14 protein-coding genes are annotated in these 15,500 nt (G+C 63.9%); 6 read left to right on the top strand and 8 right to left on the bottom strand.

Features of this window, described 5'->3' with window-relative positions; genetic code table 11:
• Positions 1-139: 139 nt before the first annotated feature.
• From EN852_RS32045 to ugpC, 6 genes are all read left to right on the top strand, one after another.
• Positions 140-1,057 (top strand): AraC family transcriptional regulator, encoded by a 918-nt coding sequence (locus tag EN852_RS32045; protein ID WP_127879898.1) that lies wholly within the window; start codon positions 140-142, stop codon positions 1,055-1,057.
• 240 nt (positions 1,058-1,297) lie between these two features.
• Entirely contained in the window at positions 1,298-2,572 is a 1,275-nt protein-coding gene (locus EN852_RS32040; protein ID WP_127879897.1) for an extracellular solute-binding protein, read from the top strand.
• Positions 2,573-2,672: 100 nt separating this feature from the next.
• The gene (locus EN852_RS32035) at positions 2,673-3,539 is read left to right on the top strand and encodes a sugar ABC transporter permease (protein WP_127879896.1); all 867 of its coding nucleotides are present in this window, start codon (positions 2,673-2,675) and stop codon (positions 3,537-3,539) included.
• A complete protein-coding gene (locus EN852_RS32030) occupies positions 3,536-4,396 on the top strand; it encodes a carbohydrate ABC transporter permease (protein WP_189546300.1) in 861 nt (286 codons plus the stop codon). The genes EN852_RS32035 and EN852_RS32030 overlap by 4 nt, the downstream gene beginning before the upstream one ends.
• Positions 4,377-5,423: an NAD(P)-dependent alcohol dehydrogenase gene (locus tag EN852_RS32025; protein ID WP_127879894.1), complete on the top strand. Its 1,047-nt coding sequence runs from the start codon at positions 4,377-4,379 to the stop codon at positions 5,421-5,423. Before EN852_RS32030 ends, EN852_RS32025 begins: the two co-directional genes overlap by 20 nt.
• Positions 5,424-5,426: 3 nt before the next feature.
• Positions 5,427-6,521 carry a sn-glycerol-3-phosphate ABC transporter ATP-binding protein UgpC gene (gene ugpC, locus EN852_RS32020; protein ID WP_127879893.1) on the top strand — a complete coding sequence of 365 codons (1,095 nt, stop codon included), beginning with the start codon at positions 5,427-5,429 and terminating at the stop codon, positions 6,519-6,521.
• On the opposite strand, the gene EN852_RS32015 is transcribed toward ugpC, so the two are convergent.
• From EN852_RS32015 to EN852_RS31980, 8 genes are all read right to left on the bottom strand, one after another.
• Entirely contained in the window at positions 6,514-8,100 is a 1,587-nt protein-coding gene (locus EN852_RS32015; RefSeq protein WP_127879892.1) for an FGGY-family carbohydrate kinase, read from the bottom strand. The genes ugpC and EN852_RS32015 overlap by 8 nt on opposite strands.
• Positions 8,097-8,780, bottom strand: coding sequence for an HAD-IA family hydrolase (locus tag EN852_RS32010; protein ID WP_127878419.1), 684 nt, complete (start codon positions 8,778-8,780; stop codon positions 8,097-8,099). The genes EN852_RS32015 and EN852_RS32010 overlap by 4 nt, the downstream gene beginning before the upstream one ends.
• A gap of 22 nt (positions 8,781-8,802) precedes the next feature.
• Positions 8,803-10,281, bottom strand: a complete 1,479-nt coding sequence (locus EN852_RS32005; protein WP_127879891.1) for a mannitol dehydrogenase family protein — start codon at positions 10,279-10,281, stop codon at positions 8,803-8,805.
• 155 nt (positions 10,282-10,436) lie between these two features.
• Complete coding sequence (locus tag EN852_RS32000; protein ID WP_127879890.1) at positions 10,437-11,207, bottom strand: L-iditol 2-dehydrogenase; 771 nt, start codon at positions 11,205-11,207, stop codon at positions 10,437-10,439.
• A 10-nt stretch (positions 11,208-11,217) separates the two neighbouring features.
• Complete coding sequence (locus EN852_RS31995; RefSeq protein ID WP_127866723.1) at positions 11,218-12,222, bottom strand: ABC transporter ATP-binding protein; 1,005 nt, start codon at positions 12,220-12,222, stop codon at positions 11,218-11,220.
• A gap of 46 nt (positions 12,223-12,268) precedes the next feature.
• Positions 12,269-13,093: a carbohydrate ABC transporter permease gene (locus EN852_RS31990; RefSeq protein WP_127866724.1), complete on the bottom strand. Its 825-nt coding sequence runs from the start codon at positions 13,091-13,093 to the stop codon at positions 12,269-12,271.
• A 13-nt stretch (positions 13,094-13,106) separates the two neighbouring features.
• The gene (locus tag EN852_RS31985; protein WP_127866725.1) at positions 13,107-13,979 is read right to left on the bottom strand and encodes a sugar ABC transporter permease; all 873 of its coding nucleotides are present in this window, start codon (positions 13,977-13,979) and stop codon (positions 13,107-13,109) included.
• A gap of 144 nt (positions 13,980-14,123) precedes the next feature.
• A complete protein-coding gene (locus tag EN852_RS31980) occupies positions 14,124-15,434 on the bottom strand; it encodes a sugar ABC transporter substrate-binding protein (protein WP_127866726.1) in 1,311 nt (436 codons plus the stop codon).
• Between the last annotated feature and the right edge of the window lie 66 nt (positions 15,435-15,500).

Genomic DNA, 15,500 nt, shown 5'->3' with positions numbered 1-15,500 from the left:
TGTTGGCAAGGGAGGAGGCCGGGTTAGCGATTGATCCAGGCCGGGCCCGGAGTCCGCGACGCCTCTTTCATTTGCCGCCCGCGGGCTGCTACGGATGGCCCTTGGCATGCGCAGCAGCGCGCCATGCCGGGAGGAATGGATGCCGTTCAGGCGCAGAAAGAACACGGCCGCGATCCCGCGCACAGTGCCTGCCTTCGAGCACATCGTGACGGAGGCCAGCGACAGTTTCCTGTGGCGGCTCGACGATTATCCGTGGGAGCGCAATGTCTGGAATTTCCATCCCGAATACGAAATCCACCTTCTGCGGAAATCGTCCGGCGTGGTGCTGGTCGGCGATCATATTGGCGAATTCGGGCCGGGCTATCTGACCATCGTCGGCGGCGGGCTGCCGCATGACTGGGTGACGGCGGTGCAGCCTGGCGAGCTGATCGAGGGCCGCGATATCGTGCTGCAATTCGATCCCGAACGGCTGCGCGGTTCATCCGGGCTACTGCCGGAATTGCGCGAGCTGGAGCCGTTCCTGGAGCGCTCGCTGCGCGGCATGGTCTTCCACGGCCAGACGGCGCTCGACGGCGCCGAGCTGATGGAGCGGATGGGGGAGGTGCATGGGCTGGCAAGGTTCCGCATGTTCCTCGAGCTGCTCGACCTCTTGGCCACCACCGACGAATACGCGCTTTTGTCGTCGCCGGACTTTTCGCCGCTTCTCGACGCAGAATCGCTCGATATCATCCAGCGCTCGCTGACCTATCTGTTCCAGCATTTCGCCGAAGACCTGAAGCTGCCGGACGTGGCCGCATTGGCCGGCATGAGCGAAAGCACGTTCTCGCGCTTCTTCCAGAAGAACACCGGCAACTCCTTCAGCGATCATGTCGCCAAGCTGAGGCTCTGGCAGGCTTGCAAGCTGCTCGCCGACACCGATATCCCGATCACCGACATCTGCTTCCAGGTCGGCTACATGAACATCTCGAACTTCAACCGGGCCTTCCTGCGCAAGCACAAGATGACGCCGTCCTCCTACCGCAAGCTGTCCCGACAGCGGCTGACGCTAAGGGCGTAACACAGCCGACATCCACCCACTTCCGATTGCGCTGATACTCGTGTGACGGGCAGACTCTGTCGGTGACATTTTTTGCACCGCACAATGCATAAAAGTACAGGTCTGCCGCAACGGGGCTTCTAGTCTCGCCTTCTCCAACTGCTCATTTTGGCGATGGGTGGCAGGTCAGACGGGCGACGGTGAGGGTCGCTTAGTCAGATGACCTCCGCTGCCGCGAGTGTTCCTGGAGGAGAAAAATCAATGAATTCACATCGGCTCGCTGCCAGCCTCGGCGCAGCGTTCGTGCTTACCGCTTCCGTATCAACCACAGCACTTGCCCAGGCGCCGGTCTGCTCGGCGCCGGTCAAGGTGCTGGCGCAGCCTCGCGACGGGCTGACGCTTCTGGAGGACTCCAAGGACGAGTTCAAGAAACTCTCCGGCGCCTCGTTCCAGATCGATTACCTCAACGAGAACGACCGCCGCGCCAAATCGCGCGCCGACGCTTCCACCGTCGGCAACTACAACGTCTACTATGTCGACGAGGCCAATGTGGCGCTGTTCGCGTCCTCGGGCTGGATCGCGCCGCTCACCGATTATTATCCGGCTGACTATGACTTCGCCGATTTCGATCCGGGCCGTCAGAAGGTCGCCACCTATGACGGCAAGGTGTGGTTCGCGCCGCTGACCGGCGGCGGCGACCTTATGGTCTATCGCAAGGACGTGCTGGAGGCCGCCGGCATCCAGCCGCCGAAGACGCTGGACGAGCTGATCGCCGACGTGCCGAAGCTGACCAACGCCGACAAGGGCATATACGGCATCGCGCTGCGCGGCGCGCGCGGCTCGGGCGCCAATGTCTGGCGCTGGATGCCCTTCTTCAAGGCCTATGGCGGCAAGTGGTTCGACGGCGACAAGCCGGCTTTCAATTCGGACGCGGCGGTAAAGGCGACCGAGACCTATCTGAAACTGTTCAAGGACTCGGCCCCCGGCACGCAGACCGGCAGCTGGGATGAATCAACCGGCGCCTTCCTGTCCGGTCAGGTCGCTATCCTCGTCGAATCGACGCCGCTATCGGGCATGGCGGTCGACCCGAAGACCTCGCAGGTGGTCGGCAAGGTCGGCTTCCTGCCGCCGCCCTCGCCGCTGCCTGGCGGCGGCTACGGCCATGGGCTTGCCATCGGCACCAAGGCCAATGCGGACGACGCGGCGAAGAAATGCGCCGGCCTGTTCATTGCCTGGGCGACGTCGAAGGAGAATGAGAAGCGCCGTCTCGACGCGCATCAGTTCGGCGAGCTGAACCGCACCAGCGTGCTCTCCAGCAAGGAATTCGCCGACATCTACGGCGCCGATCTCGGCCAGGCGTTGGCCGAAACGGGTAAGGTGACGGCGGTGAACTTCTGGCAGGACCCGCGCTGGCCCGACCTCGGTGACCGCTGGGGCATCATCCTGGAGGAACTGGTCACCGGCACGCGCACCGACATCAAGGGCGGCCTCAACGAGCTCGAGGCCTATGCCAACGATCTGGTGAAGAAGAAGTAATCCTCCCGCCCGCGGCGCGCGGTTCACGGCATTCGAAGGAATGCCGGGACCGGCGCCGCGGGACCTTCACCAGACAGCAGCAAGATTCCGAGGATAGGCAATGCGCCGCCGCTCTTCCCTGCCCATCACCTTTCTTGTGCCGACGCTCGCCATCCTGCTGGTGCTGTCGATGGTGCCAACGCTCTACGCCATTGTCATCGCATTGCAGAACCGCGAGCTGAGCGCGCCCGGCTATTCCTGGGTGTGGTTCTCGAACTTCGCCGACCTCTTTGCCGACCGCCGCTTCCTCAACGCCGTCTGGGTCTCGGTGAAATGGGAGATCGTCACGGTCGTCGCGACCATGGTTGTGGCGATCGGGCTCGGTGTGCTGATGTTCGAGGTCGCCGGCCCACGCCTGCGTAATTTCTACTGCCTGCTGTTCATCATCCCGGTGCTTTTGCCGCGCGTCTCGGCGGCCTTCGTCTGGAAATTCGCCTATCACCCGCTCTACGGCATCGCGACCTATCCCTACCGGCTGATCACCGGCGGGCTGATCTTCGATCCGCTGTCCAAGCCCGGCACCGCGCTCTTCGCCGTGGCTTCGGTGGACGTCTGGCAGTGGGGGCTGTTCTTCGCCGTCATCGTGCTCAAGCTGCTCGAAACCTTGCCGCCGCAGCCGATCGAGGCGGCCAGGCTCGATCACGCCAGGCGCTGGCAGATCCATGCCTATGTCACCTTGCCGATGCTGAAGGCGCCGCTGGTCAGCCTGATGTTCGTCAAGATGATCGAATCGCTGCGCTCCTTCGACCTGATCTATGTGATGACGCGCGGCGGGCCGGGCGTCGCGACCGAGACGCTCGACATGTATGCCTTCTCGCAGGGCTTCATCGAATCCGGCAAGGTCTCCTACGCTTCGGCCATGGCCGTGCTGATGATGATCGCGACCGTCATCACCTTCACCATGCTGTGGAAGCGGGTGCAGGCATGAAGCCATATCGATTGAGACCGGGCCGCCTCATCGCCAAGGCCGTCCTGGCGCTGGCTGGGTTCCTCGCCGTGTACCCGCTGGTCTGGACGGCGCTCAATGCGCTGAAGAACAATGTCGACATCATCACGCGCGTGCCGAAGGTGATCTTCACGCCGACGCTCGCTAATATCAGCTACATCCTTGGCCGTGACAGCGTGCTGACCGGGCTCTACAACTCCGCGGTCGCCTGCGGCGCGGCGGTGCTGATCGGCATCGTGCTTGGCTTGCCGGCGGCCTATGCAGTGGCGCGCTATCCCAACCGTTTTGCCGGCGACATCCAGTTCTTCGTGCTTTCGCTGCGCTTCCTGCCGCCGGTGGCGGTGGCCATTCCGCTGATGGTGATCTGGCTGCAGATCGGCCTCTACGACACTTTGCCGGCGCTGATCGTCACCTATTCGCTGCTCACCATCTCCGTCATCATGTGGCTTGCGATTCCGGCCTTCCAGGGCGTGCCGAAGGAGATCGAGGAGGCGGCTTTCGTCGACGGCTACGGCGCCTATTCGGTGTTCTGGCGGATCGCGCTTCCCGTTGCGGCGCGCTCGCTGATCGGCGCCATCGCCTTCAGCTTCGTCTTGGTCTGGAACGAGTTCCTGATCGCACTGATGCTGTCGAGCTCCAACGCCAAGACGCTGCCGATCGTGGCTTCCGAGCTGTCGCAGCAAGGCATGAACGTGCCGTGGGGCATCCTCAACGCCTCGGTCGTGCTCCTGTCGCTGCCGCCGTTACTCTTCCTGGGCGTGCTCAGCGGCTTCCTGAATTCCGTTTTCCGGCAAAAAAAAGTTGAAGTGAGGATACCCGATGCGGGCACTGGTGCTTGAGAAAAAAGGCGAACTGTCGCTGCGCGAGATCGCGCTGCCGCAAGAGGTCGGACCGGACGATGTTCGGATCGCCATCCACACGGTCGGCGTCTGCGGCAGCGACGTGCATTACTACACGCATGGCGCCATCGGCAGCTATATCGTGCGCCAGCCCATGGTGCTCGGCCATGAGGCCTCTGGAACGATCGTCGAAGTCGGCGCCAATGTCACGAGCCTGAAGGTCGGCGATCGTGTCTGCATGGAGCCCGGCGTGCCGAACCTTGCGTCGCGCGCGACGAAGCTCGGCATCTACAATGTCGATCCGGACGTCCGCTTCTGGGCGACGCCGCCGGTGCATGGCGTGCTCGCGCCCTACGCCGTCCATCCGGCTGCCTTCACCTACAAGCTGCCGGACAATGTCTCCTTCGCCGAGGGCGCGATGGTCGAGCCCTTCGCCATCGGCATGCAGGCGGCGGCCCGCGCCCGCATCGTGCCGGGCGACGTCGCCGTGGTCGTCGGCTGCGGCCCGATCGGCATCATGATCGCGCTCGCCGCGCTGGCGGGCGGCTGTTCCAAGGTGCTGATCTCGGACTTCTCCGCGCCGAAGCTGGAGATCGCCGGCCAGTATCCGGGCATCGTGCCGGTCAATGTCGGCGAGCAGTCGCTGGTCGACGCGGTGCGGAGCGCGACGGACAATTGGGGCGCCGATATCGTGTTCGAGGCGAGCGGCAGCCCGAAGGCCTTCGCCAATTTGTTCGACATCGTGCGGCCGGGCGGCGCGGTGGTGCTGGTCGGGCTGCCGGTGGAGACGGTCGAGCTCAATGTGCCGGCGGCGATCTCCAAGGAAGTGCGCATCGAGACCGTGTTCCGCTATGCCAACATTTTCGACCGCGCCTTGCAGCTGATCGCCTCCGGCAAGGTCGACCTCAAGCCGCTGATCACCGGCACCTATGATTTCTCCGAGAGCATCAAGGCGTTCGAGCGCGCGGCGCAAGGCAGGCCTCAGGACGTCAAGCTGCAGATCCTGCTGACCGGCGAGAAGGGATAAGGCATGTCCGCCATCGTTTGCTCCCATGTCGACAAGGCCTATGGCGCCACGACCGTCATCCGCGATCTCAACCTCGCGATCGAGGAGCATGAATTCGTCGTGTTCCTGGGGCCTTCCGGCTGCGGCAAGTCCACGCTTCTCAGGATGCTGGCCGGGCTGGAAGACATCAGCGGCGGCGAGGTGTCGATCGGCGGCAAGGTGGTCAACGATCTCGAGCCGGGCGACCGCGGCATCGCCATGGTCTTCCAGAATTATGCGCTCTATCCGCATATGACGATCTTCGACAACATCGCCTTCGGGCTCAAGCGGCAGAAGGTGCCAGCGGCCGAGATCAAGAAGCGGGTCGAGGCGGTCTCGAAGACGCTCGGGCTGGAGCCCTATCTCGGCCGAAAGCCGACCGAGCTTTCCGGCGGCCAGCAGCAGCGCGTGGCGATCGCGCGCGCCATGATCAAGACGCCGAAAGTGTTCCTGTTCGACGAGCCGCTCTCCAATCTCGACGCCAAGCTGCGCAACCATATGCGCGTCGAGATCGCCAGGCTGCACCAGTCGCTGAAGACCACCACAGTCTATGTCACGCATGACCAGCTCGAGGCGATGACGCTGGCCGACCGCATCGTGCTTCTGAAGGACGGCGTGATCGAGCAGATCGGCTCGCCGGCGGAGATCTATCGCCATCCCGGCAACCAGTTCGTAGCCGGCTTCATCGGCACGCCGAACATGAATTTCATCGAGGCGATGGTCAGCCGCAACGGCGATGGCTGGACGCTGACCAGCGCGGGGACGGTGCTATCGCTTGAAGGCGGCGGCTTCCATCTGCAGCATGGCGATCGGGTAGTATTCGGCATCCGGCCCCCGGATCTCAAGACGGCGAACGGAGGCGCAGGCAACATCCTGCAAGGCACCGCCGACCTCATCGAATTCCATGGCAATGACGCGCTGGTGACGTTCGGCTCGGGCGGCAAGGAGATCAGCGCGCTGGTGCCGGCCCGCGAATGCCCGGAGTTGCGCGCGCCCGTGCGCTACAGCTTCGATGAAGAGAGCATCCATCTATTCGACGCAGAGACCGGTAAGTCGCTGCGTAGGCAACAGGTTAGCTGATTTCGTCGAGCATCTGCCGCTGGCGGTGCATTTCGAGGAAGATGCGGTAGTCGCGGTCGAAGCGGGCGCCGGCTTCCTTGTTGGGCGGGCGCGTCCTGCCGCCCTGCTGCATGGCGACGCAGGCCGCGTTGAGGTCGGGGTAGAGCCCGGCGGCGGTTGCCGCCACCATGCCGGTGCCGAGCAGCACGGCCTCGTCGGCCAGCGGCTCGACCACAGTGCAGCCGGTGGCGTCGGCATAGATTTCCATCAAGAGCGGGTTCTTGGTGTGGCCGCCGGTGACATGCAGCGTGTCGATCAGATAGCCGTTCTCGTTCAGCGCCTCGAGCACATGGCGCACGCCGAGCGCGATGCCGACGGCAGTGCGCCAGTAGAGCTTGCACAGGCTGTCGAAGGAGGAATCGAGCGTCAGGCCGCTGATGACGCCGACCGCGTGCGGGTCGGCGAGCGGCGAACGGTTGCCGTGGAAATCCGGCAGCACATGCAGCCTTGCGGCCAGCGCGTAGCCGTCCTCGGCGCGCAGCTCGGCGACGCGCCGGGCGATCTTCATGTGCATGGCCGCGTCCGGCTCGCCGCCGGCGCCATGCCAGCGGATGATGTGGTCGAGCAGCGCGCCGGTGGCCGACTGGCCGCCTTCCGACAGCCACAGCGTCGGCAGGGCCGCGCCGAAATAGGGACCCCAGACGCCGGCGAAAGGCTGCGGGTCATGCGACATCGCCATGACGCAGGACGATGTGCCGGCAATCAGCGCCAGGTGCCGGCTGATGTTCTCCTCGTCGCCGGCAAAGCCGCCCAGGACACCCAGCGCGCCGGCATAGGCGTCGATGACGCCGGCGCCAACCCGGCATTTTTCAGTCAGGCCGAGCTCGGCGGCGGCCTTCGCCGTCAGCGGACCGATATCCGTGCCGACTGGGCTCGCCTTTTCCGGCAGATTGCCGTGCTCGAACAGGTCGCCGAGGCCGACGAGCTCGAAGAAGTCGCGCCGCCAGCTTTCTTCCTCATGCGCGAGATAGGTCCATTTGGCCGTCAGCGTGCATTGCGAGCGGGCGAGCGAGCCTGACGCCTTCCAGGTCAGGAAATCGGCAAGGTCGAACAGATAGCCGGCTTCATTCCATGTCTTCGGCAGATGACGCTTCAGCCACATCAGCTTCGGCGTTTCCATTTCCGGCGACATCACACCGCCTATATAATCGAGCACGGCGTGGCCGCTCGCCGTGCATTCATCGGCCTCGGCGATGGCGCGATGATCGAGCCAGACCATCGTGTCCCAGCGCTTCTCGCCGGTGACCGAGACGCTGATCTGGCCGCCATGCCTGTCGCGCGCGACCAGCGAACACGTGGCGTCGAAAGAGATGCCGGCAATATTGCCTGCGGCAACGCCGGATTTCTCGAGAGCGGACCGCACGGATTTGCATACCGCCGACCAGATATCCTCCGAATCATGCTCGGCATGATCGGGCTTGGGCTGATGCATGGCAATCGGATGATCGGCGCGGGCGAGCAGGTTGCCGCGCGCGTCGAGAATGCCCGCGCGAGCGCTCCCGGTGCCGACATCGACCGCGCAAACGAAACTCTTCGTCAAGATGCTTTTTCTCTCGCTCCCAGGCCTGCAATCAGATCGGGCAATTGCAGCATGTCAGCGAATATAGAGTCCGGTTCGGTCGACGCAAGCCGGGCTTTCAAGCCGGGATTTCCGGCATGCGAGCCGCCGGTGAAGGCGAAGACCCGCATGCCCGCCGCGCGCGCCGCGGCAACACCGGCCGGGCTGTCCTCGACGACCAGGCAATTGCGCGGATGCGCCCGCAGGGAGGCAGCGGCATGGAGGAAAAGGTCGGGCGCCGGCTTGCCGCGCTTGACCATGGTGGCGCTGAAGATATGCGGCTCCAGCAGCGGCAGCAGGCCGGTGACGTCAAGCGCGTAGCGGATGCGCTCCAGCGTGCCGGACGAGGCGACGCAGCAAGGCAGGCCGAGCTTCGGCAGCACCTCCTTGACGCCCGGGATCGGCTTCAATTCCTCGCGGAACTTGCGCATCAGGTCGACGCGCATGGCGGTCAGGTGCTGGTCGCTGATCTCCAGCCCGAAATCGCGGCCGAGGATCTCGCGCACGCTCTTCATGCTCTTGCCGAGAAAATGCTCGTAGGCGGCGTCCTCACTGACCGCGCCGCCGGCGAGATCGATCATGCCGAGCAGCGCCGAGACCGAAAGCGCCTCGCTGTCGACCAGCACACCGTCACAGTCGAAGATGACCAGTTCCGGCCGCATCGCGATCTGCTTCCAGTGAGCGTCAGAGCTTGCCGGCGAGATAGCGCGTCAGGGTTTCGCGCGCGCCGTTCGCCCACAGCGCCTTCAAGGCATGGGCGAAGGCCCCGGCGAAGACGGGCGAGCGGCCGACATCGCCATAGATGTCATCCATCGCCAGCCAGGCCTTCGGATCGCCCTTCGCGGCCTTCGCGGTGGCCTGCATGCGATCCCAGTTGGGGTCGTTCGGCTCGGTGACCGCGCCGCTGTCGGTGGTGCCGAAGCAGTAGCGGCACCAGAGCGCGGATTCCAGCGCGAGGCCGGCAACGCCCTTGCCCGCTTTCAGCCGGTCGGCAATCGTCGGGATGATGAATTTCGGCTGGCGGTTGGAGCCGTCGAGGCAGAGCCGGCGGATGGTGTCGCCGATCTTGGGATTGGAGAAACGGCGCTCGATGAGCTGGTAGTAGTCCTCCAGATCGGTGTTCGGCACGGGCGGCACGGTCGGAATGATCTCGTCATGCTCGAGCTTCGACAGGAATGCGCGCACCAGCGGCTCCTGCATGCCTTCATGGACGAAATGGATGTCCATCAGCCCGGCCGGATAGGCTATTGTCGCGTGGCCGCCATTGAGGATGCGGATCTTCATCAGCTCGTAGGGCGACACATCCTTGACGAACTGCACGCCGACTTTCTCCAGCGCCGGACGGCCGGCGGTGAAATGGTCCTCCAGCACCCATTGCTTGAACGGCTCGCAGAACACCGGCCAATTGTCCTCCAGCCCGAAATCGTCGGCCAGTATCTTGCGCTCGCGGTCGGTGGTGGCCGGCGTGATGCGGTCGACCATGCCGTTCGGGAAGGCGACCTTGTCCTCGACCCATCTGGCGAGGTCCTCGTCGATCAGCCGGGCGAGGCCGATGACGCCGTCTGAGGTAACGTGGCCGTTGTGGGGGATGTTGTCGCAGGACATGACGGTGAACGGCACGATGCCGTCGGCGCGACGGCGCAGCAGGCCGGCAAGGATGATGCCGAACACGGTTTTCGGCGTGGCGCCCGGCTGCGCGTCGGCGACGATGTCGGGATGAGCCGGGTTGAACTTGCCGGAGGCCGGGTCGATGAAATAGCCGCCTTCGGTGATGGTCAGCGACACGATCTTGATCGCTGGATCGGCAAGCTGGTCGATGGTCGCGGCGGCATCGCCGGGCGTCAGGAAATCGATCATGGCGCCGGTGACCCGGGCGCTCATGTGACCCCGGTCCTGCTCGACAACGGTGGTCAGCCAGTCCTGTTCCTGCAGCTTGGAACGGCCGATCTTCTCACCTTCGAACACGCCGGCGCCGATCAGCGCCCAGTCATGGCCTTCGCCGGTAGCAAACAGATCGTCGAGATAGACCGCCTGATGCGAGCGGTGGAAATTGCCGACGCCAAAATGGACAATGCCGGCCTTCAACGCAGAGCGATCATATTTCGGACCGGCGACCTTGGCCGGCAGCCTGGCGAGATTGGAGGAAGAGAGTTTCACGGTCATCTCATTTTACCCTTTGGCCGATCCGCAGCCCGACTGTTCCGCCTCCTGTGGAGTGGGAGTGAGGGGCGGCGCCTGGTGTTCCAGTCCGCTGCCCCTCACCTGCCCCATGGCGTCTTCTCCGGAGGAAAGAGAGAAGCGCCTTCCCCCTCAACCGTTCAACTCATCCACTGCCCGCCATCGACATTGTAGGTCTGGGCGACGATGTATTCGGCCTCGTCGCTGGCGAGGAAAACCGCCATGCCGGCGAGGTCCTCCGGCTTGCCCATGCGGCCATAGGGAACGCCTTCGCCGACCAGCCGCTTCTTCTCGCCTTTCGGCCGCTTCTCATATTTGGCGAACAGCGCGTCGACCTGGTCCCACATGTCGCTGTCGACGACGCCCGGCGCGATGCCGTTGACGTTGATACGGTGCTTGATGAGGTCGAGCCCGGCCGATTGAGTCAGCGAGATGACGGCGGCCTTGGTGGCGCAATAGACCGCGACCAGCGGCTCGCCGCGGCGGCCGGCCTGGCTCGCCATGTTGATGATCCTGCCGCCCTTGCCGCGCGCGATCATCGAGCGGGCGGCCGCCTGCAGCATGAACAGCGTGCCGGCGACATTGACCGCGAACAGTTTTTCGTAGCTCGCCCTGGTTATCTCCACGATCGGCGCCAGGTCGAAGATCGCGGCGTTGTTGATCAGCACGTCTAGACCGCCGGCCTTCGCCTCGACCGCCTTCACCGCCGCCTCGATCGAGGATTGGTCGGTGACGTCGAGCCGGATTGCGTAAGCCGCGGATCCGATCGCTTTCGCCGTCGCTTGCGCCGCGTCGAGGTCGATGTCGGCAATCGCCACCGTCGCGCCTTCGCGCGCATAGGCCTCGGCGAAAGCCCTGCCGATGCCGCGCGCCGATCCGGTGATCAGCGCCGATTTGCCTCTCAACCTCACTGTCCCGTCCTCACGCGGCCAGCGCCTTGCCGTCGGCGCCGAAGCGGTGAAGCTTGGTCTTGTCGGGGGTCAGGTAGACGGTGTCGCCATGCCTGACCGCGACCTCGCCGTCGGCGCGGACATTGACCGTGCCGATGCCGTCTGCCTGGACGTGCAGGAAGGTGTCTGAGCCGAGATGCTCGGCAACGCCGACCGTCGCCTTCCAGTCGCCGGACGAGGTCGAGATATTGAGATGCTCGGGCCGGATGCCGATGGTCTTGGCGCCGTATTTCTCCGCCGGCGCGCCTTCGATCATGTTCATCTTGGGCGAGCCGATGAAGCCTGCGACGAAGAGGTTCTTCGGCGTCTTGTAGAGCTCCATCGGCGAGCCGACCTGCTCGATGTTGCCGGCGTTCAGCACGACGATCTTGTCGGCCATGGTCATGGCCTCGACCTGATCGTGGGTGACGTAGATCATCGTCGTCTTCAGCTGATGGTGCAGCTCGCTGATCTCCAGCCGCATCGTGCCGCGAAGCGCTGCATCGAGATTGGACAGCGGCTCGTCGAACAGGAAGGCCGAGGGCTGGCGCACGATGGCGCGGCCGATGGCGACGCGCTGACGCTGGCCGCCGGAGAGTTGGCCTGGACGCCGCTCGAGATAGTTGGTGAGGTTGAGGACGCGCGCGGCGTCCTTCACCTTCTTGTCGATGGTCGCCTGGTCCTCGCCGGCCATCTTCAGCGGGAAGGCGATGTTCTTGGCGACCGTCATATGCGGATACAGCGCGTAGGACTGGAACACCATGGCGAGCTTGCGCTTGGCCGGCGCCTCGCGGGTGACGTCGCGGCCATCGATCGAGATGGTGCCGCCGCTGGTGTCCTCCAGCCCGGCGATCAGCCTGAGCAGCGTGGACTTGCCGCAGCCCGAGGGGCCGACGAACACCACGAACTCGCCGTCCTCGATGTTGAGGTCGATGTTCGGAATGATCGTCGTCGACCCGAAGGACTTGGAGACGTTCTTGAGCGTGATGTTTCCCATGGTTTCCTCCCGGGGATGGTCTTCGTCGTCCGCCGCGTGGGCGTTCCTACTTCACGGCGCCAAAGGTCAGGCCGCGCACCAGCTGCTTCTGGCTGAACCAGCCCATGATCAGGATCGGCGCGATCGCCAATGTCGAGGCCGCCGAGAGCTTTGCCCAGAACAGGCCTTGCGGACTGGAGAAGGAGCTGATGAAGGCCGTCAGCGGCGCGGCGTTGGTGGTGGTGAGCCGAATGGTCCAGAACGCCTCGTTCCAGGCGAGGATGATGTTCAAGAGCATGGTCGAGGCAATGCCGGGAACGGCCATTGGCGTCAGCACATAGATGATCTCGTTCCAGAGCGAGGCGCCGTCCATGCGCGCCGCTTCCAGGATCTCGCCGGGGATCTCGCGGAAATAGGTGTAGAGCATCCAGACCACGATCGGCAGGTTGATCAGCATCAACATGACGGTGAGGCCGATGCGGCTGTCGAGCAGGCCGCTATCGCGGAAGATCAGGTAGATCGGGAACAGCACCGCGACGGCCGGCATCATCTTGGTGGACAGCATCCACATCAGGATGTCCTTGGTGCGCTTGGTCGGCGAGAACGCCATCGACCACGCCGCCGGGATGGCGACGATGAGCGCGAGGACGGTCGAGCCGACCGAGAGCAGCACCGAATTGAAGAAGAACTTGAAGTAGCCGCTCTGCTGCTGGACCTCCGAATAACTCTCGAAGGTCCCGGACGGGATCAGGTTGAAGCCCTGGATCGCCTCCTGCTCCGACTTGAACGATGTGATGATCGTGTAGAGGATCGGAAAGAAGATCAGCAGGGCGACGACCCAGGCCGCGGCCGTGGCGATGGTCTTGTGCTGGGTGGTGACTGCGCGGGCCATGTCGGGTCCTCCCTCACTTGTCCAGGTTCTTGCCGACGGCGCGCATGGCGAAGAAGGCAACGATGTTGGCGAGAATGACGGCGATCACGCCACCGGCGGATGCCTGGCCGATTTTGAACTCCAAGAGCGCCTTCTGGTAGACCAGGAAGGGCAGGTTGGTGGAGGCGTAGCCGGGGCCGCCATTGGTGGTGACCAGGATCTCGGCATAGACCGAGAGCAGGAAGATCGTCTGGATCAGGATGACGACGGTAATGGCGCGCGACATATGCGGCAGCGTCAGGTAGATGAAGCGGCTGAGGAAGCCGGCGCCATCCATTTCGGCCGCTTCCTTCTGCTCGCCGTCGAGCGACTGCAGAGAGGTCAGCAGGATCAGCGTGGCGAAAGGCAGCCATTGCCAGGCGACGATCAGGATGATTGCGGTCAGTGGATGCTGCCCGAACCAGTCGATCGGCTCGGCGCCGAAGAAGCGCGCGATATCGGCAAAGACGCCATATTGCGGGTGCATGATCATGTTCTTCCACACCAGTGCCGCGACCGGCGGCATGACGAAGAACGGCGAGATGACCAGGATGCGCACGATGCCCTGGCCCCAGATCGGCTGATCGAGCAGCATCGCCAGAAGGATGCCGCCAACTACGGTGATGACCAGCACGCTGACGACGATGGTGAGCGTGTTGAGGATGGCGGCGAAGAACGCCGGATTGGAGTAGAAGAGCTTGTAGTTGGCGAACCAGACGAAGCCGTCGCGGATCGGGTTCAGCGGATTGTACTGCAGGAGCGAAAAGTAGATCGTGAAGACGAGCGGCACGATCATCCAGATGAACAGCAGGACCACCGATGGCGCCATCATGAAACGGGCAAGCGAACGGGTTTGCTGAGTAGCCATGACGGTCACCCTCCCAAGGTCAGCCGGATTTTCAGAGTTGTGCCCAGAATCTTCCCGGTTTTGAAGGGTGGCCGCCCGAACTGGGTTTCGGGCGGCCCCTTGCCGGCCATGATGGGCGACCGGCGTTCGGCACCGGGAGGAGCCTTACTTGATGTAGCCGCCTTCGGTCATGGCCGCGGTGGCCGCGTCTTGGGCCTGCTTGAGGGCATCGTCGACGCTCGACTGGCCGGCAAGGGCGGCCGAGAAGAGCTGGCCGACGGTGGTGCCAAGACCCTGGAATTCAGGAATGGCGACGAACTGCACACCTACATAAGGCACCGGCTTGACCGTCGGATGCGTCGGGTCGGCGGCGTTGATGGAGTCCAACGTCATCTTGGCGAAGGGCGCGGCCTTCTGGTACTCCGGATTGGCATAGAGCGAAGAACGCGTGCCCGGAGGGACGTTGGCCCAGCCTTCCTTCGAGGCGACCAGTTCGGCATAGTGCTTGCTGGTTGCCCAGGAGACGAACTTCTCGGCGGCATCGGCCTTCTGGGTGCCGGCGGGGACCGCCAGCGACCACGCCCATAGCCAGTTGCCGCGCTTGCCGAGGCCATTGTCGGGCGCCAGCGCATAGCCGACCTTGTCGGCGACCTGCGAGGCCTTCGGATCGGAGACGAAGGACGCGGCGACCGTGGCGTCGATCCACATGCCGCACTTGCCCTGCTGGAACAGCGCCAGGTTCTCGTTGAAGCCGTTTGACGAAGCACCTTCCGGACCGTCGGCCTTCATCAGGTCGACATAGAACTGCAGCGTGTTCTTCCATTCCGGCTGATCGAACTGCGGCTTCCAGTTCTCGTCGAACCAGCGGGCGCCGAAGGAGTTCGACATGGCGGTGAGGAAGGCCATGTTCTCGCCCCAGCCGGCCTTGCCGCGCAGGCAGATGCCGTTCACACCATTGGCGCGGTCGGTCATCTTGTCGGCGGCCTGCTTGATGAAGTCCCAGGTCGGCGCGTCGGGCATCTTGAGGCCCGCCTTCTCCATCAGGTCCTTGCGGTACATGACGAAGGAGCTTTCGCCGTAGAAAGGCGCGGCATAGAGCTTGCCGTCGACCGAAAGGCCGCCGGCGATGGCCGGAATGATATCCTTGACGTCATAGTCGTCGCCGAGCTTGTCGAGCGGCAGCAGCCAGCTCTGCTTGGCCCAGATCGGAACCTCGTAGGTGCCGATGGTCATGACGTCGTACTGGCCGCCCTTGGTGGCGATGTCGGTGGTGACGCGCTCGCGCAGCACGTTCTCTTCAAGGGTGACCCAGTTGAGCTGGATGTCGGGGTTGGCCTTGGTGAAGTCGTCCGTCAGCTTCTGCATGCGGACCATGTCGCCATTGTTGACGGTGGCGATGGTGATGGATTCGGCATGCGCGGCGAAAGCAAGGGCGCTGGCCGACAACAGGCCCAGGGTGAGCGTGCGAAGTTTCATCAAATTCCTCCCTTAAACCAAGATGAGCATTTGCCTTGGCTTTGAGCAATTACTCACTTGCCATGA

It is taken from the genome of Mesorhizobium sp. M2E.F.Ca.ET.209.01.1.1, assembly GCF_004010375.2.
In the GTDB taxonomy this organism is placed as follows: Bacteria; Pseudomonadota; Alphaproteobacteria; order Rhizobiales; family Rhizobiaceae; genus Mesorhizobium.
This window is presented reverse-complemented; position numbering and strand designations above follow the sequence as displayed.